Raw genomic sequence first — 17,734 nt, forward strand, 5'->3', positions numbered from 1 at the left:
CCGGTGCGGGCGTGCTCAAGCGGCGGGTCGAGGCCCGCAAGGCGGCTCACCGCCTCCCGGCCTACAGCTCGCCCCGCGTCGCCATCTGCTTGATGCGGTCACCCGTGCGGCAGGCGATCGCCTGGATCGTCAACGACGGGTTCACCCCGCCGACGGTCGGAAAGACCGAGCCGTCGCAGATCCAGAGGTTGCGGATGTCCCAGCTCCGGCAATCGGCATCCACGACGCTGGTGCGCGGATCACCGCCCATCCGCGCGCCGCCGTTCAGATGGCAAGTGTCATCCTCCTGGCGCCAGATGTCCGTGGCGTCGATGGCGCCGAGCGCCTTCTCCATGAAGCCGAGCGAGTGGGCGATCAGCGCCTTGTCGTTGTCGCACCAGGAATAGCTGACGCGCGGGACGGGCAGGCCATACTGGTCCTTGTCCTCCGCGAGCGTCACGCCGTTGCGCTCCTGCGGCAGCATCTCCCCCACGATCTTGAGGCCGACCTGATGGTTGTAGTCCTGCATCTCCTGCATCAGCGGCTCGCCCCAGAGGCCGTGAGCGTTGATCTGCGTGTTGGCCCAGAGCTGCGGCAGCGGGCCCTGGCTCATGTAGCAGTAGCCGCCGAAGAAATCCTTGTTGTCGTCATAGTTCCAGTGCTCGGTGATGGCGAGGGAGGGCGGCGCCTTGTAGGAGCGCACCTCCGCTTCCATCTTGCCCCAGACCGCCTGGTTGGCCTGCACCATCAGGTACTTGCCGACCAGCCCGGAGCTGTTGGCGAGGCCCTGCGGGTAGCGCGCGGTGGCGGAGTTCAGCAGCAGGCGGGGCGTCTCGATCGAATAGCCGGCGACAACCACGTTGCGCGCCTTCTGGAAGCGCCAGCGCCCCTCCCGGTGATAGTGCACGCCGGTGGCCAGGCCGTCAGGCCCGGTTTCCACCCGCCCCACCATGGCGAGGTCGCGGATCTCGGCGCCCGCGGCGATGGCGCGCGGGATCCAGGTGACCAGCGCGCTCTGCTTGGCGTTGGTGGAACAGCCGGTGACGCAGAAGCCCCGGTAAACGCAGGGATGCGCCAGCCCGCGCGGGGCGGAGAGGGTGGCGATGGGCGTTTCGGTCCAGGCGACGCCCATGGCCTCGCAGCCCTTGGCGAGCGCCATGGCGGCGGCGTTCAGCGGGTGCGCGCGGTAGGGATAGCGCGGCCTCGGCGGGCCCCAGGGATAGGTGATGGGGCCGGCGATCTTCAGCGCCTCCTCCACCTCGTGGTAGTAGTGCCACATCTCCTGCCAGTCGAGCGGCCAGTCGAAGCCGTAGCCCAGCAGCGTGCGGGACTTGAACCATTCCGGCCGGAAGCGCAGCGAAACCATGGCGAAGTGCACGGTGCTGCCGCCCACCGCCTTGCCGCTGTTGTTGCTGCCGAGCTGGATCGGGTTCTCGCCGGTGCTGATGCGGTCGTCGGTCCAGTAGAGCTTGCTCTGCTCCGCCTCGTCCGAGGCGAAGTCTTCCAGCGGGCGGAAATAGGGGCCGGCATCCATGGCGACAACGGAGAAGCCGTGCTCGGCCAGCTTGCAGGCAAGGGTGCCGCCCCCGGCACCGGTGCCGACAATGACGAAGTCCACCGCCTCGTCCTCGCCATACTCCCGCATTGGCACCCAGGCGCCGGGGCGGAACACGTCCGGCGCGCGGCCGTGCCCGGCACGCGGGGCGTGGCGCGGATCATCCGACATTGCGGTTCTTCCGCTGCGCGTCGCCGGCGTCGCCATCCCTGGCTTCCGCCGCCTCCCAGGGGTCGCGTTCGTCGTAGCCGAGGCGCACATAGCCGCGCGGGCTGGCCGGGCCGCCGAAGCCGATCTCGCTCCAGGCCGTCGGGTGCGCGTAGTAGGCGAAGACAATGTCCTTCGCCATGCGCTGCTTGAAGAAGGTCTTGCTGGGCATGCCGCCCCAGGCGGGCCCGCTCAGCCCACCCTGTTCCATCCGCTTCAGCAGCGCATCCTGCTGCGGACCGGGCAGGCCGGCGAAACCGGCGCCATGGCGCGCCCGCGCCTCGGCATCAAGCGCGGCCAGGCCCCGGCGCCAGGCCTCCCGTTCGCGCGGCATGCCGTCGCCGCGGAAGCCATCCTCATGGCCCTTGTGCAGCTTGTCGTCGATCAAGGCTGCCACGGGAACAGGCGGGCGGCTGCGGGGCTGCGGCACCAGCCGGTCGGCGATGGCGGTCACCATGGCCATCTCTTGCCCGGTGAAGAAGCGCGGCTCGCGCGGGACGGCCAGGCGCGCATCCACGACCTGGCGCGTCTTGTCGTTCCAGGAGGGCGTGTGGCGCTTGCGCAGGACGTCATAGCCGGGATAGCGGCCGGGGTCAGGCATCGGGCTCATCCTCCAGCAGGTCGAGGGCAGCGAGGCCGGCGAGCGCCAGGCCGGTGAAGGAGGGAGGCGCCGGCAGCGGCGGCCCGTTCAGCACGTTCTGGCTCCAGTTGCGCCAGCCGCCCATGTTCCGCTGCACGCCATAGGCATGGAAGCCGACGCCGGCGAAGCCGAGCAGGGCGGTCAGGCGCAGCCACCAGCGGGTCAGCCAGCGGTCGCGCCGGGCCGGGGCGGCGGCCGTGTTGAGCAGCAGCGCGGCGGCGACCGGCGGCATGGTGACCGGCAGGAACATGGCGGGGTTGTGGAAGGCGCCGCGGAAATGCAGCAGCCCGGCCTCGCCCACCGTGCCGAGGATGCCGCCTCCCGCCATCGCCGCCAGCATGCGCCCGGCAGGCAGGCCAAAGACGCGCGGCGCGGTGCCGGGCCGGTCGTCGCGGACATGCTCGGCCGCACTGCCCATCAGCCCGGCGAGCGAGATCGCCATCGGAGCGCCGAGCGGCGCGCCATAGAACAGGTTCTGCCACACGAACCCGCCAGGGCGGCGTGTGATGTTGTAGATGTGGAAGCCGGTGCCGACGATTCCGGTGACGGCGGCGGCGGCGTAGAGGGCGCTGCGGAACGGGTGCCGGCCCGAACGGGGATCGCCGGTGCCGTGCAGGCTCGCGGCGAGGCTGAGCGCCGAGACGCCGAGCGGCGTGTACATCGCGGGGTTGCGGAAGGAGCCACGGTAGTGCTCCAGGGCGCTGTCCAGCAGCACCGAAGTGGCCAGCAACCCGGCCGAGCGGTTCAGCCGGCGCGCCGCCCGCACCCGCGCCGCACGGCTGACGGCAGGGGAGGAAGGCAGTCCGAGCCAGCGCTGGAAGGGGCTGCGAGGCGTGTCGCCGCGGCGCAGGCCGCGCAGCCGTTCCGCCCCTCGCTGGTCCGGGAGCGGCAGGGCCAGCCTGTCCGGCAGTTGCCGCCGCGGCGGGAAGGCCTCCCGCTCGCGCCCGAACAGCGCGATGCCGATGGCTCCCAGGGCGAGGGAGCCGAGCAGCCCCAACCCCGCTTGCTTCGTCTTCATCCTGTGCGTCTCCTCAGGCGGCGTAGCGCTCCGCGTCCTGCCGCCTGAAGGCGATGCCCAGGCCGGGCCGGGACAGGTCGGGGCGGATCATGCCCTCGCGCGCGACGGGCGCGCCGTCGAACAGCATCTGCTCGATGCGGACATGGTCGTGGAACCATTCGAGGTGGCGGAAGCGCGGCGCGGCGCAGGCGGCATGCAGGTGCAGCGTCGGCGCGCAGTGGCCGGAGATGTCCACGTGGTGCGCGTCGCACAGCACGGCGGCGCGCAGGAAGCCGGTGATGCCGCCGCAGCGCGAGGCGTCGGCCTGCTGCACGTCCACCGCGCCGGCATTGAGCATCCGGCGGAAATAGTCGATCTCGTAGCCGTACTCGCCGGCCGCGATCTCCAGCGTGGCGGGGGCGTGCTGGCGCAGCAGCTGCAGCCCTTCGAGATCGTCGGAGGAGACCGGCTCCTCGTACCACATCACGCCGAAATCGCGTGCCAGCCAGCCGGCGGTGGCTAGTGCCTGCTTGGTGTTGAGCGCGCCGTTGCTGTCCACGAAGAGGCCGCGGTCGCCGACCGCCTTCCGCGCGACGGCGACGCGGTGCGGGTCCTGCCCGGGATGGGTGCTGATCTTCATCTTCACCCACCGGCAGCCATCGCGCTCCACCCAGCCGGCAAGCTGGTCGCGCAGCTGGGTGTCGGAATAGGTGGTGAAGCCGCCGCTGCCATAGACCGGCACGGATTCCCGCGCGCGGCCGAGCAGCAGAGCCAGCGGCAGGCCGAGCAGCTTGGCCTTCAAGTCCCAAAGCGCGGCATCCACCGCCGATATGGCGGTGGCGGCGAGGCCCTGGCGGCCGATGTTGCGCACGCGGCGCTGCATCTCCCGCCAGAGCGCCGGCACGTCCAGCGCATCCTGGCCCCCCACCGCCTCGGCCAGCATGCCCCGGATCAGCGGCACGGCCGAGGCATCGGTGTAGGTGTAGCCGAGCCCGGTCTGGCCGCCGCCATCCACCTCCACCACGATCAGCGTGGTGGAGGTCCAGTGCATGGTCCCGTCCGCCTCAGGAGCATCGGTCGGGATCACGAAGGCCTGCGCACGGACCGCCTGCACCGACGCGGCGTTTCCCGTGCCGGCCATGGTCAGTGGCTCCGGCCCGGCAGGACGCCGCTCAACACCTCGCGGGCGGTGTTGACCAGCACGCTGCCTTCCTCCGGGTCCGGGCTGAGCAGGCTGGAGGCGAAGCTCTTCATCTGCGCCAGCGTGATGTGTGGCGGCAGCGGCGGCACGTTCGGGTCCGCCTTGACCTCGACCACGACGGGGCGATCGGAGGCGAAGGCCTCGTCCCAGGCGCTGGCGAGGCGCTCGGGATCGTCCACATAGATGCCGCGCAGGCCCACCAGTTCGGCGAAGCGATGGTAAGGCACGTCGGGCAGGCTCTGCGAGCCCAGGAACTTGGGGTCGCCGGCCATCACGCGCTGCTCCCAGGTCACCTGGTTCAGGTCGCGGTTGTTGAGCACCAGCACCACAAGCCGCGGGTCGCGCCATTTCTGCCAGTACTTCGAGACCGTGATCAACTCGGCCATGCCGTTCATCTGCATCGCGCCGTCACCGCAGATCGCCAGCACCGGCCGGTCGGGATGGGCGAACTTGGCGCCGATCGCGTAGGGCATGCCGGAGCCCATGGTGGCCAGGCCGCCGGAAAGCGAGGCCATCATGCCGCGCCGCAACTTCACGTCGCGCGCATACCAGTTGGTGTGCGAGCCGCTGTCGCCGGCGATGATGCAGCGCTCCGGCAGGCGCGGCGAAAGCTCCCAGAAGATGCGCTGCGGGTTCACCGGGTCGGCCGCGTGCATGGCGCGCCCTTCCAGCGTCTTCCACCAGTCCGCGATGTTCTTCTCGATTCGCTCGCGCCAGGAACGGTCGGACTTGGGTTTGAGCAGCGGCAGCAACGCTTCCAGCGTGGCGCGGCTGTCGCCCTCCAGGCTCACCTCCATGGGATAGCGCAGGCTCAGCATGGCGGGCGAGAGGTCGATCTGCACGCCGCGCGCCTGGCCCTCCTTGGGCAGGAACTCGGAATAGGGGAAGCCGCTGCCCACCATCAGCAGCGTGTCGCACTCCATCATCATGTCCCAGCTCGGCTTGGTGCCGAGCAGGCCGATGGAGCCGGTGACGAAGGAAAGGTCGTCGGGCACCGCGGCCTTGCCGAGCAGCGCCTTGGCAACACCGGCGCCGAGCCGCTCCGCCACCGCGATCACCTCGTCGGTGGCCTGCAAGGCGCCGGCACCCACCAGCATGGCGACCTTCTTGCCCGCGTTCAGGACCTCGGCCGCCTGCTGCAACTGCTGCTGCGTGGGAATGACGACAGGGCGCGAATAGCCGATTCCCGAATGGATCGTGCCATGCTTGTGCGGCGGCTTCTCGACCGCCGGCAGTTCCTGCAGGTCGTTCGGCATGATGATGCAGGTGACCTTGCGTTCCGCCTTGGCGATGCGCATGGCGCGGTCGATCAGGTGGCGCACCTGGCCCGGAACGGAAGCCTGCTGCACGAAGGCGCCGGCGACGTCCTTGAACAGGGTCTGCAGGTCCACTTCCTGCTGGTAGTGGCCGCCAAGCGCAGCCCGCGCCTGCTGCCCGACAATGGCGAGCACCGGCATGTGGTCCAGCCGCGCGTCGTAGAGGCCGTTCAGCAGGTGGATGGCACCCGGCCCCGAGGTGGCGATGCAGACGCCCACCTCGCCTGTGAACTTGGCATGCGCGCCCGCCATGAAGGCGGCCATTTCCTCATGGCGTGCCTGCACGAAGTCGATCTTGTCCTGCGCCCGGTCCAGTGCGCCGATCAGGCCGTTGATGCCGTCGCCCGGATACCCGAAAACGCGGCGCACGCCCCAGTCATGGAGCCGCTGCCAGAAAAAATCGCTGACGGTTTCGGCCATCCCTCGTCCTCCTGCTCAGCCGCTGGCGGCGGCCGGATTCGCTCCGCTTCTGTCGGACCGAACGCGAGGGATGCGAAGCTGTTTCGGCAGATTGCGGCTTTTTCAGGCCGGAATCGCGGAGCGGCGGCACGACTTTGGCAGCTTGCCTTTGCGAAGCCGAAGCTTGCGAGGGCGGCTTCCTCCATCCTTCTTCCGCGCGAGGGCCGGCATCATGGGCGGCTGGCGAAAGCAGCTCCAGAGCTGCGGCGACGCATCGCCACCGCCGGGAAGCAGGAACCGCGCGCGACCGTGCGCCTCGTCCGCGGGGTCCCTGCCGCCGATCAGGACAGGTGGAAGTCGCGCGCGGTGAGGTGAGTCACGCCGAGCAAATCGATCTCGCCATCAATCGGGATAAACCAGGTATCGTTCACGGCGCTGCGGAACTGAACGATGGTGTGGCCGCCGATGATGTCGTAGCGGACCTGCAGGTCTCTGCCCTCCTCGAATGGCTGGGTGCCAAGGAAGATCGGATGGCCCGAGCCGTTGTAGAAGGTCTGGTAGCTTACAAGGTCGATCACGTCCTCGCCTTGCCGGAAGTCGAGGATCACGTCCCGGCTGCCTGCTCCGCGGCCGGTGGTGGGTGCCGGGGCCGGGCCGGTGATGCCGATGGAGAACTGGAAGACGTCATTTCCCTGGCCGCCGAGAAGGATGTCGCTGCCTTTGCGCCCGTCCAGCACGTCGTCGCCGGCCCCGCCGTTCAGGAAATCCCTTCCATGGTCGTATTCGAGGTCGCCGCCGAGCAGAACGTCGTTGCCCCTGCCGCCGTCAAGGAAGTCGTCGCCGGTCGAGCCGAACAGAAGGTCGTTGCCGTTGCCGCCGAACAGGTAGTTGGAGCTGAAGCTCACGCTTGTGCTGCTGCCCGACAGGGTGTCGTCGCCATCGCCGCCGAAGATGACGTCCTCGGCATCGCCTCCAGCGATCGTGTCGTCTCCACCGCCGCCCTGGATGAAATTGGGCGCCGTGTTGGAAGGGCTGCCGCTCACGCCGGCTGAAATCCGGAAGGGCGAAATCTCATCCCTTCCCTGCGTGCCGAAAACGACGGGCATCCTGCCGCCTCCCTTGGGGTCTCTGACGAGGCGCGAACTCAAGCTTCGCGACTTCAGCTCGCTATTTCGGCTTCTGACTCGCCCCACCACAAGCGCCACGACGCATTACTCCCCCGGAGCGATGTCGCCGGATGTGCGGATGAGCCGGCATCGCGCCTACCGGGCGGAAAGGCGGCGCTGTTCGACCTCTGGGGGGCGGAGACCTCTGGGGGGCGGAGAAAGGAATGAAGCGCCGGTGCCTGCGAGCGGGACCGCCGCACCCGCCACCGCCTCCTCCTGGCCGCGCGAGCCATGCCGGCCGTTCCGGCAAGAGGCGGCCGTCCGGTTGCCTCCCCGCCGGCGGAATGAGCGGTCCGCTCTGGCGTGCCGGAGCGGTATGCGGTCTTCTGGCGGGCCGGGAACGATGAAGGAGGCGACACCATGCCAATGCCCGCCCTGTTGCAGGGCCGACTTGCCCTGCCCGCCGTCGCGGCGCCGATGTTCCTGGTCTCCGGCCCCGACCTGGTGGTCGAGACCTGCCGCGCCGGGGTGGTGGGCACCTTCCCAAGCCTGAACCAGCGGGAGAGCGCGGGTTATGCGGGCTGGCTGGAGGAGATTGCCGCGCGGCTGGCGGAGCGCCCCGGCGCCGCGCCCTTCGGCGTCAACCTGATCGTTCACCGCAGCAACAGGCGGCTGGAGCCGGATCTCGCCGCCACCGTGGCGCAGCGCGTGCCGCTGGTGATCACCTCGCTGGGCGCCGTGAAGGAGGTGGTGCAGGCCGTGCACGGCTATGGCGGGCTGGTCTTTCACGACGTCATCAACATGCGCCACGCGGCCAAGGCCATCGAGGCCGGGGTGGACGGGCTGATCGCGGTCTGCAACGGCGCGGGCGGCCATGCCGGCACGCTGAACCCCTTTGCCTTCCTGACCGAGTTGCGGGAGGCCTTCGATGGCGCATTGCTGCTGGGAGGCTCGATCAACACCGGGCGGCAGGTGGCGGCGGCACGGCTGATGGGAGCGGACCTCGCCTATATCGGCACGCGCTTCGTCGCCACCCGCGAGAGCATGGCGCCTCCCGAATACCGCCGCATGATCCTGGAGGCCCGCGCGAGGGACGTGGTCTATACCTCCGCGATCAGCGGGGTGAAGGGAAACTTCCTGCGCGCCAGCATCGCCGCCGCCGGGCTCGACCCGGATGCGCTGGACGAGGCCGCGGCAATGAACGTCTCGGATCACGAGAGCCGCCCCTGGAAGAACATCTGGTCGGCCGGGCACGGGGTGGGCGGCATCAGCGACGTTCCGACCGCCGCCGAGCTTTGCGCCCGCCTGGCCACCGAATACCGCACCGCCACTCCTGCCTGAGCGCCGGGCGGAAACGCGCCTGCCTCAGCGCTGGCTTTGCAGCAGCCGCTCGCGCAGACGGATGACACTTTCGCGGAGAGCCTTGGCCTCCTCCGTGTTGCCGCCGAAAGCCTGCTCCAGCCAGCCGGGGGTGTGGTGGGCCTTCTCCCGCAGGGCGCGCCCTGCCTCCGTGAGGCGGACGCGCACCTGCCGCTCGTCGGTGGCGTCGCGCACCCGACGGACATAGCCCGCGGTCTCCAGGCGCTTCAGCAACGGGGTGAGAGTGCTGCTCTCCAGGAACAGCCGCTCGCCAATGCTGCCCACCGTCTGGTCATCCTGCATCCAGAGCACGACCATGACGAGGTACTGTGAGTAGGTGAGCCCCAGTGCCTCCAGTTGCGGCTTGTTGGCGCGCTGGATGGCATGCGCCGTCGAGTGGATGGCGAAGCAGAGAAACTCGTCGAGGTCGAGGCGCGCGTCGCGCATAAGGACTCCTGTGGGCGGGGTGGGGGCGTCCGCATTGTATCGTGGGCGATCGGGACGTGCTCGTTCAATTCGCATGGCGGGTATGTTGAAGATATGATCGCGCACGATCTAATCGCGGGCTATATGGGGATCAGCACCGGCGCCGACGCGGCGCCGAACCCTTTGAAAGGACCTCCCCATGATCCGCTCCCGCACCCTTCTGGCCACCGCCGCCCTGCTGGGCCTTTCCGGCGCCAGCGCCCTGGCGGCCCCGCTGACGGTCACCGGTCAGGGCGAGAACTTCGCCGTCGCCTATGCCGACGACTACACCGGCAACATCCTGGGTGGCGGCACCGTCCGGACCGAGGGCAACAGCCGCAACCTGCGGATCATCCATGACGATGCGCGGTTCGCGCAGCGCCCGGCCGGCCTTCCCGTCTTCCAGGGCGGTTCCGAGGGCGACGTGGCCTATCTGCCCGCCCCGGCCACGGCCGGCCTGAGGGCCGCCCGCTGAGCGGCAGCCGTCCCGCGGGCGGAAGGACCGGCCCGTGCCGCGCCATCCGCCCGAGGTTGGAGAAGCCGGCCGCCGCAAGGCGCGCCGGTTGCTGGCGCGGCGGCCTTATCCCCGGCCGTCGCCCATGCTGCCCGGCGCATCGCGGCGCCCTGCCGCCAGGCGGCGAAGCGAGGCCAGAAGGAGTTGCGCCGGCCGGGAAAGCCGCCTTTGCCGCGGCACCAGCGCCAGGGCATTCACCGGCACCCCCGGCCGGAGCGGCAGGCAGGCCACGCCGTGGCCGCGCGGCTCGCTGAGCAGGAAAGGGTCGATCACCGCGACGCCCGCGCCGGCACGCACCATGGCACAGGCGACCGAGGACTGGTTCACCTCGATGGCGATGCGGCGCTTCACGCCCGCCGCCTGGAAGCAGCCCTCGATCAGCTCGCCCAGCGGATGCACCCGGCTGAAGGAGATCAGGGGATGGGGGGCGAGGTCGGCCGGGGTGACGTGCGGCCGCCCGGCCAGCGGATGGTCCGGCGCCACCACCGCCACCAGGGTTCCGCCATAGAGCGGCAGCAGCCGCGCATCGGCATGGCCAATCGGCGCCAGGACCAGCCCGAAGTCCACGCGCTCCTGCGTCACCATCTCCGTCACGCCGAGGATGTCCAGGCTGTCGATGGCGACCTGGATGCCAGGACGGCTGTGCAGCAGCCGCGCCACGGCGCGGGGCAGCAGGCCTTCCGTCAGCGCCGGCGTCACCGCGACACGCACGGAGCCGACGCTGATGTCGCGCATCTCCTCGATCAGGCGGTTGATGCGCTCGACGCCTTCGAAGACGCGTTCCAGGTCGGTCAGCAGCGCGCCGGTCTCGGCGGTGGGCTGCAGGCGGCCCTGCTGCCGGCGGAACAGCGGGAAGCCCGCCTGCGCGCTGCATTCGCGCAGCATCATGCTGACGGCGGGCTGCGAGATGCCGAGCGCCATGGCGGCCATGGTGACCGAGCCGTGACGACTGACCGCCCGAACCACCTCAAGCTGCCGGAAGCTGAATGCCATAAGGTGATCTTATGATGTCTTAAGCGGCACGCAATTGAAGTTATCTTTCCCGGAGCCTAGCCTTCCCTTGGAAGCGCGGTGCCGCATGTCCCCGTAGGCCGGAACCAACCGGAAGGGCGCCGCCGGGAGGACTGTGCTTGCAGATCACCGCCATCGAAACCGTGGTCGTGTCGTTGCCCTTCACCATGGGCGGGCCGTATTCCAGCTTCGCCGGGCAGGTCTGGGACCACCTCGACATCCTGCTCGTGCGCGTCGAGACGGAGGATGGGCTGGTCGGCTGGGGCGAGGCCTTCGGCCATGTCGCCATCCCCGCGACCCGCGCCGCCATCGACAGCGTGCTGGCGCCGCTGCTGCTCGGGCGTGACGCGACCGACATCGAGGGCCTGTGGCGCAGGATCCCGCACGCGGTGCACCTGCTCGGGCGCAACGGCCCCTTCGTCTATGGCTTCTCCGGCATCGAGATCGCGTTGTGGGACCTCGCGGGCAAGCGTGCCGGGCAGCCGCTGCACCGCCTGCTCGGCGGGCGCGACCCCGGCCCGATGCCGGCCTATGCCAGCCTGCTGAACTACGGCGACCCCGAGCTGGTGGCCCGCAACTGCGCCGAGGCGGCGGCGCGCGGCTACCGCTCCCTCAAGCTGCACGAGACCACCGTCGAGGCGGTGCGGGCCGCCGCCCGCGCCGCGCCCGGCGCCGAGATCATGCTGGACGTGAACTGCGCCTGGTCGCCGGTCGAGGCGCGGGCCATGGCGCGCGCGCTGGCGGGCGAGGGGCTGCGCTGGCTGGAGGAGCCGGTCTGGCCGCCGGAGGACACCACCGGCCTGGCCAGCCTGCGCGAGATCGGCATTCCGCTCTCGGCGGGGGAGAACGTGGCCGGGCTGCACGGCTTCCGGCGGCTGATCGAGGCCGGCGCCATCGACATCGCGCAGCCCAGCGTCACCAAGATCGGCGGGGTGGCCGAGATGGTGCGCACCATCCATCTCTGCCAGGCGGCGGGGATCGAGGTGGCGCCGCACAGCCCCTATTTCGGCCCCGGCCTGATCGCCACCATGCAGATCGCCGCCGCGCTGGTCGAGAAGCCGCTGATCGAGATCCTCTGGCTCGACATGGAGGCCAACCCCTTCGACCCCTGGGTCCGCGCCGAGGGCGGCATGGTGCGCCTGCCGCCGGGGCCGGGCCTGGGCTGCGACCCCGATCCCGAGGTGCTCGCCCGCTACGGCCGCGGCGCGCCGAACCGGCAGGAGCTGAAGGCATGAAGGTCGAAAGCCTTTCCACCCGCGTCGTCCACCTGCCGCTCGACCCGCCGATCGGCAGCGCGCTGGGCCAGATCGGCGGCTTCGGCTGCGTGCTGGTCACGCTGCGCACCTCGGACGGCATCACCGGCGAGAACATCGTCTTCACCCTGAACAACCGCCGCACCGCGGTGCTGCGGCAGATGGTGGAGGAGCTGGGTGAGCTCGCCATCGGCCAGGATGCCGGCCAGATCGGCCGCTTCTGGGCGCGCGCCTGGAAGGACAACAACTTCCTCGGCCACAAGGGGGTGCCCGTGATGGGCATCTCCGCCATCGACGGCGCGCTGTGGGACGCGCTGGGCAAGGCCGCGAACATGCCGCTCTGGCGCATGCTCGGCGGCGCGCAGGACCGGGTGCCCGCCTATCACAGCGGCGGGCTCTGGCTTTCGCGCTCCACCGCCGAGCTGGTGGCCGAGGCGGAATCCTTCGCCGCGCAGGGCTTCACCGCGATGAAGATGCGCCTCGGCCTCGGCGCGGCGGAGGACCTGGCGCGCGTCGCCGCCGTGCGCCGCGCCATTGGCCCGAAGATCCGCCTGATGGCCGACGCCAACCAGGGCCTGACGGAGAACGAGGCCATCCGCCTCGGGCGCGGCCTGGAGGAATATGACCTCACCTGGTTCGAGGAGCCGCTGCCGGCCTGGGACATCGAGGGGTTGGCGCGCGTGGCCGCGGCGCTCGACACGCCGATTGCCAGCGGCGAGACGGAATACACCCGCTACGGCTTCCGCCAGATGATCGGCCTGCGCGCCGCCGACATCCTGATGCCCGACCTGCAGCGCGTCGGCGGCGTCAGCGAGTTCATGCGCGTCGGCCACCTGGCCGAGAGCCACGACATTCCCGTCTCCAGCCACCTCTTCCCGGAGACCAGCCTCTCGCTGCTCGGCGCGCTGAGCAACGCCACCTTCCTCGAATACATGCCCTGGTTCTCGCGCCTCTACCGCGAGCGGCTGGAATTCGCGGAGGGCTGCGCCCTGCCGCCCGAGCGGCCGGGCTGGGGCTTCACCTTCGACGTGGACGCCATCGCCCATCTCGACCGCTGAGGCGGCGCGCGCCCGCGGCAAGACGGGCCAGCCACCGGACATGACGCCATAACGGAGGAACCATCCATGACCCTGACCCGCCGCCAGCTCGGCCTCGGCGCCGCCGCCGCCGCCAGCCTTCCGCTCGGCCTCGCCCGCCCGGCGCTGGCGCAGAACGAACCCATCCGCATCGGCTGGCTGGCCGCCATGACCGGGCCCAGCTCGGCGCCGGCGGTCGGCTTCAACCGCGGCGTCGAGTTCGCCGCCAACGCCATCAACGCCGCGGGCGGGGTGAAGGGGCGCAAGATCGACATCATCACCCGCGACACCCAGGGCGATCCGACGAAATGCGTCAACGCGACGCAGGAGATGATCAGCCAGATCAAGACGCACGCGGTCTGGGGGCCGACCAATTCCGGTGAATCCCTCGCGGTGACGGCGATCATGGCGCGCGCCAAGATGCCGAACATCCATCCCTGCGTGGTGGACAGCCTGATCGACGAGAAGCGCTATCCCAACGCCTTCCGCCTGGCGCCGTCGAACACCCAGTGGGACGACGCGGTGCGTGGCTACTGCCTCAACGTGCTGAAGGCGAAGAAGGTCGCGGTGATCGGCGACACCACAGGCTATGGCGTCACCGCCGCCAAGGCCTCCGCTGCCGGCCTGCGCAAGGACGGCGCCGAGGTCGTCTATGAGGCCAACATCGACTACACCCAGCCCGACATGACGCCGGACATGCTGCGCGCGCGCAACGCCGGCGCCGAGGCCATCGTGGTCTGGAGCACCTCGACCGGCATGGATGCGCGGCTGTTCAACACCCGCGCCAGCATGGGCTGGGACGTGCCCTTTGTCGGCCATCCCTCGATGGCCTCGGGCGAGATCGCCAGCCTGGTGACAAAGCCGGAGAACTGGAAGAAGGTCTATGCCATCGGCTACCGCAGCTGCAGCTATGACGAGCAGGGCAAGCTGCCCGCGCATACGCAGGAGCTGGTGGACCGGCTGAAAGGCAAGGTCTCGCTGGACGATACGCTGCTCTGGTGGGTGGCCGGTGGCTATGACGCCGTGCAGCTCATCGCCGATGCGGTGAAGAACACCGGCTCCTCCGCCAACGCTGACATCATCGGCTACTGGAACTCGCTGAAGAACTATCCCGGATATTTCGGCACCTATACCTACTCGCCGACCGAGCACAACGGCTACCCGACCGAGGAGGTGGTGATGTCCGAGGCCAGCTCGGCCCGCAACGGCACCTTCGCCCTCGCGCCGGGCTACGGCTGAGGCGGGCGCGGCGCCATGCTGGCCTCCATCCTTGCAACGGGCCTGGCGATGGGCGCGGTCTACGCGCTCATCGGCATCACCTACAACACCATGTTCGCCACCTCGCGGGTGATGAGCTTCACCGCCGGGCAGCTCGGCATGCTGGGCGGCGTGTTCGGCTCGCTGCTGATGCTGCGATGGGGGCTGCCGCTGGTCGTCGCGCTGCCGTTGACGTTGCTGGCCGCCGCGCTGGTCGGCGTTGTCACCGAGTTCGTCGCGGTGCGGCCGGTGCTGAGAAGCCTGGAGCAGCACCTCTATGTGCTGACCACGCTGGCGGTGGCGCTGATCATCCAGCAGACCACCGCCATCGAATGGGGCACCGAGCCGGCGCCGTTTCCGCGCCTGCTCGGCCTCGGCGAGGGGGTCTGGCACGAGAAGTACTGGCTGCCGGTGGTGGCCTGCGCCATCACCATCGGCGGGCTGGAGTATCTCTACCGCCGCACCCTGCTCGGCCATGCCTTCATCGCCGTGGCGGAGGACAACTACGCCGCCCGCGCGCTCGGCCTGCCGGAGCGCAACCTGCGCATCGGCAGCTACGCGCTGGCCGGCGCGATCGGCGCGCTGGCGGGCTTCGCCGGCGGGCAGCTGCTGCTCGCCTTCTTCGCCAACGGGCCGCTGCTGAACTTCTACGGCTTCATCCCGGTGGCGCTGGGCGGCCTTGGCAACAACCGCGGCGCCGTGATCGGCGGCCTGGCACTGGGGCTGTTCCAGCAGGCGGCCAACTTCACGGTGGGCGGCATCTTCTCCTCGGTTGCCGTCTTCACCCTGTTCATCATCGTGCTGCTGGCGGCGCCGCAGGGCCTGTTCGGCGCCACCGCCAGCCGGAGGGTCTGAGATGGCCAGCGCAGACCACGGCGCCGCGGCCATGCCCGGCGCCGTCCCCGCCACCCGGCGAAAGCCGCTGCTGCCGGGCGGCCTGCTGCCCTTCCTGCTGCTGCTGGCACTCGCCATCGCCCTGCCCTTGACGGGCAACGAGTACTGGGCGCTGATCGCAACGCGCGCGGCGATCTACTGGGTTCTGGTGGCAGGGCTGAACCTGATCGTCGGCTTCGCCGGACAGCTTGCCATCGGCTATGTCGCGCTGCTGACGCTTGGTGCCTACACCACCAGCGTGCTGGCGGCCGGCAACGTGCTGCCGGAGATGCCACCCTTCCTGGCACTGGCCTGCGCGGCCGCGGTCGGCGCGGTGGCAGGACTGGTGGTCGGCCTGCCAGCGCTCCGCCTGCGCACCTTCTATTTCGCGATGACCACGCTCGGCTTCGCCACCATCGTGACGCAGGTGGCGTTGGCCTGGCAGGAGGTCACAGGCGGTGGCATCGGCATCTCCGGTCCATACTTTCCGGCGCCGTTCGACAACGCCTGGGGCTTCTACTATCTTTGCCTCGGCTTCGCCGTGATCGCCACCCTGCTGGCGGGCAATGTCGGGCGCAGCCGCTTCGGACGCGCGCTGATCGCCATCCGTGACGCCGAGGTGGCGGCGGAGGCGGCGGGCATCTCGAAGCCGGCCCTGCTGGCCTGCGTCTTTCTCTTCGCCGGCGCCATGGCGGCGGTGGCGGGCGGGCTCTTTGCCGGCCTGCAGACCTACATCACGCCCGAGGCCTTCACCTTCGAACTGTCCCTGCTGTTCTTCATCGCCGTGCTGATCGGCGGCCGCGGCTCGGTGCTGGGTCCGCTGCTGGGCACGGTGCTGCTGACGCTCCTGCCCGAGATCGCCGCGCCGCTCGCCGCCTGGTCCACGCTGCTCTATGCCGTCATGCTGCTGGCCATCGTGCTGGCCGTTCCCGGCGGCATCGCGGCGCTGATCGACATGGGGCGGCGGCGGCGCCTGCCGGCGGACCGCGCCATCCTGCCGCGCCCGGCCGCACTCGGCGCCCTGCTCGGCCAGCGGCCAGCCGCGCCGCCGCTGCGGCTGCGCGGCATCGCGCTGCATTTCGGCGGGTTGCGCGCGATTGACGGGTTGGACCTGGTGCTGCGCCCGGGCGAGGTGCACGGTCTGATCGGCCCGAACGGCAGCGGCAAGACGACGACGCTGAACGTCATCTCCGGCTATTACCAGCCGCAGCAGGGAAGCCTGGCACTGGGGGAGGCACCCCTGGCGATGGGGCGGCCGGAAAGCCGCGCCGGGCAGGGCATCGCCCGCACCTTCCAGACGCCGCGCATCATCGGCGAGGCGACCGTGCTGCAGAACGTGATGATCGGCGGCACCGTCGCCGGCCATGCGACCTTCGCCGAGGCGATGCTCTGGCTGCCGCGCCAGGCGGCCGACGAGGCGCGGCTCGAGGCCGATGCCCGCCTTGCCTTGCAGGCCGTCGGGCTGGAGGCGCTGGCCGGATTCCGCGCCGACCGCCTGCAGCACAGCGAGCTGCGCTTTGTCGAGATCGCCCGCGCGCTGATGCTGCGTCCCGCCTATCTGCTGCTCGATGAGCCGGCGGCGGGCCTTTCAGCCGAGGAGATCCGCCGCCTGGGCCAGCTCATCCGCGAGATCAGCGCGCATGGCACCGGCGTGCTGCTGGTGGAGCACCATGCCGACCTGATCTTCGACATCTGCGGCCATGTCACGGTGCTCAACCTCGGGCGCGTGCTGGCTGAGGGCAGGCCGGCCGAGGTCCGCGCGCATAAGGAGGTGATCAGTGCCTATCTCGGAGCCTGAGGCGATCCTCTCGGTGCAGGACCTGCATGCGGGCTATGGGCGCATCCGCGTTCTGCACGGTGTGGAGCTGGTGGTGCGCACCGGCGAGGTCGTCGCGCTGCTGGGGCCCAACGGTGCCGGCAAGACGACGCTTCTCTCCGCCATCTCCGGCCTGCTGCCACATGAGGCGGGCAGCATCCGCTTCGGCGGCCGCGACATGGCCGGCGCCGGGCCGCGCGAGACGGCGGCGGCGGGCCTGGTGCATGTCATCGAGGGGCACCGCGTCTTCACGCAGGTGACGGTGCTCGACAACCTGCTGCTCGCCGGATACGGCCTGCCGCGCGCCGAGCGGAACCAGTACGTCGAGGAGGCGCTGGAGTTCTTCCCGGAGATCGCCGCCAAGCGGCACGAGCGCGGCGGGGCCTTGAGCGGCGGGCAGCAGCAGATGCTCGCCGTGGCGCAGGGGCTGGTGCGCCGCCCCAAGCTGCTGATGCTGGATGAGCCTTCGGCCGGCCTTTCGCCTGTGCTGGTGGACCGGGTGCTTTCCGTGGTTGCCGCCCTGCGCCAGCGCGGCGTCTCGGTGCTGCTGGTCGAGCAGTTGATCGAGAAGGCCCTGGCCGTCTCTGACCGCGTCTACGCACTGGTGCAGGGAAAGGTGGCGCTGGCGGCGCCGACCGGCACGGAAGGCCTGGCGCGGAAGCTGGAGGCTGCCTACTTCGGCATGGAGCCGGCGAAGTAGAAAGGGTCAG

At 70.2% G+C, this 17,734-nt stretch carries 16 protein-coding genes; 8 read left to right on the forward strand and 8 right to left on the reverse strand.

The genetic code is table 11. From position 1 onward, the window contains the following. Positions 1-61 precede the first annotated feature (61 nt). The 6 genes from E0493_RS06810 to E0493_RS06835 form a co-directional block, all read right to left on the reverse strand. Positions 62-1,705, reverse strand: a complete 1,644-nt coding sequence (locus E0493_RS06810) for a GMC family oxidoreductase (protein WP_160936171.1) — start codon at positions 1,703-1,705, stop codon at positions 62-64. Beyond that, complete coding sequence (locus E0493_RS06815; protein ID WP_160936172.1) at positions 1,695-2,342, reverse strand: gluconate 2-dehydrogenase subunit 3 family protein; 648 nt, start codon at positions 2,340-2,342, stop codon at positions 1,695-1,697. The genes E0493_RS06810 and E0493_RS06815 overlap by 11 nt, the downstream gene beginning before the upstream one ends. Next, the gene (locus E0493_RS06820; protein WP_235913622.1) at positions 2,335-3,399 is read right to left on the reverse strand and encodes a hypothetical protein; all 1,065 of its coding nucleotides are present in this window, start codon (positions 3,397-3,399) and stop codon (positions 2,335-2,337) included. The genes E0493_RS06815 and E0493_RS06820 overlap by 8 nt, the downstream gene beginning before the upstream one ends. Positions 3,400-3,412: 13 nt before the next feature. Then, entirely contained in the window at positions 3,413-4,519 is a 1,107-nt protein-coding gene (locus tag E0493_RS06825; protein WP_160936173.1) for an enolase C-terminal domain-like protein, read from the reverse strand. Positions 4,520-4,521: 2 nt separating this feature from the next. Next, positions 4,522-6,315 carry a thiamine pyrophosphate-requiring protein gene (locus tag E0493_RS06830; RefSeq protein ID WP_160936174.1) on the reverse strand — a complete coding sequence of 598 codons (1,794 nt, stop codon included), beginning with the start codon at positions 6,313-6,315 and terminating at the stop codon, positions 4,522-4,524. Between the two features lie 320 nt (positions 6,316-6,635). Beyond that, complete coding sequence (locus E0493_RS06835) at positions 6,636-7,400, reverse strand: calcium-binding protein (RefSeq protein WP_160936175.1); 765 nt, start codon at positions 7,398-7,400, stop codon at positions 6,636-6,638. A 420-nt stretch (positions 7,401-7,820) separates the two neighbouring features. On the opposite strand from E0493_RS06835, the gene E0493_RS06840 reads away from it, so the two are divergent. Beyond that, positions 7,821-8,741 (forward strand): NAD(P)H-dependent flavin oxidoreductase, encoded by a 921-nt coding sequence (locus tag E0493_RS06840; RefSeq protein WP_160936176.1) that lies wholly within the window; start codon positions 7,821-7,823, stop codon positions 8,739-8,741. Positions 8,742-8,765: 24 nt separating this feature from the next. Here the strand turns inward: E0493_RS06840 and E0493_RS06845 are convergent, their stop codons facing one another. Continuing rightward, positions 8,766-9,206: a MarR family winged helix-turn-helix transcriptional regulator gene (locus E0493_RS06845; RefSeq protein ID WP_160936177.1), complete on the reverse strand. Its 441-nt coding sequence runs from the start codon at positions 9,204-9,206 to the stop codon at positions 8,766-8,768. A 178-nt stretch (positions 9,207-9,384) separates the two neighbouring features. On the opposite strand from E0493_RS06845, the gene E0493_RS06850 reads away from it, so the two are divergent. Next, positions 9,385-9,699, forward strand: coding sequence for a hypothetical protein (locus E0493_RS06850; RefSeq protein ID WP_160936178.1), 315 nt, complete (start codon positions 9,385-9,387; stop codon positions 9,697-9,699). Between the two features lie 105 nt (positions 9,700-9,804). Here E0493_RS06850 and E0493_RS06855 read toward each other — a convergent pair whose 3' ends face one another. After that, positions 9,805-10,731, reverse strand: coding sequence for a LysR family transcriptional regulator (locus E0493_RS06855; protein WP_160936179.1), 927 nt, complete (start codon positions 10,729-10,731; stop codon positions 9,805-9,807). Positions 10,732-10,868: 137 nt separating this feature from the next. Between E0493_RS06855 and E0493_RS06860 the strand changes: the two genes are divergently transcribed. From E0493_RS06860 to E0493_RS06885, 6 genes are all read left to right on the forward strand, one after another. Beyond that, entirely contained in the window at positions 10,869-11,984 is a 1,116-nt protein-coding gene (locus E0493_RS06860; protein ID WP_160936180.1) for a mandelate racemase/muconate lactonizing enzyme family protein, read from the forward strand. Further along, the gene (locus E0493_RS06865) at positions 11,981-13,060 is read left to right on the forward strand and encodes a mandelate racemase/muconate lactonizing enzyme family protein (protein ID WP_160936181.1); all 1,080 of its coding nucleotides are present in this window, start codon (positions 11,981-11,983) and stop codon (positions 13,058-13,060) included. Before E0493_RS06860 ends, E0493_RS06865 begins: the two co-directional genes overlap by 4 nt. Before the next feature lie 66 nt (positions 13,061-13,126). Further along, the gene (locus tag E0493_RS06870; protein WP_160936182.1) at positions 13,127-14,317 is read left to right on the forward strand and encodes an ABC transporter substrate-binding protein; all 1,191 of its coding nucleotides are present in this window, start codon (positions 13,127-13,129) and stop codon (positions 14,315-14,317) included. Between the two features lie 15 nt (positions 14,318-14,332). Further along, on the forward strand, positions 14,333-15,190 hold the full coding sequence (locus E0493_RS06875) for a branched-chain amino acid ABC transporter permease (RefSeq protein WP_160936183.1): 858 nt from the start codon (positions 14,333-14,335) through the stop codon (positions 15,188-15,190). Between the two features lies 1 nt (position 15,191). Beyond that, the gene (locus E0493_RS06880) at positions 15,192-17,006 is read left to right on the forward strand and encodes a branched-chain amino acid ABC transporter ATP-binding protein/permease (RefSeq protein WP_202396959.1); all 1,815 of its coding nucleotides are present in this window, start codon (positions 15,192-15,194) and stop codon (positions 17,004-17,006) included. Continuing rightward, on the forward strand, positions 16,987-17,724 hold the full coding sequence (locus E0493_RS06885; protein ID WP_160936184.1) for an ABC transporter ATP-binding protein: 738 nt from the start codon (positions 16,987-16,989) through the stop codon (positions 17,722-17,724). Before E0493_RS06880 ends, E0493_RS06885 begins: the two co-directional genes overlap by 20 nt. Positions 17,725-17,734 lie beyond the last annotated feature (10 nt).

Origin of the sequence: Teichococcus coralli (assembly GCF_009829925.1) — a bacterium.
Classification (GTDB): domain Bacteria; phylum Pseudomonadota; class Alphaproteobacteria; order Acetobacterales; family Acetobacteraceae; genus Pseudoroseomonas; species Pseudoroseomonas coralli.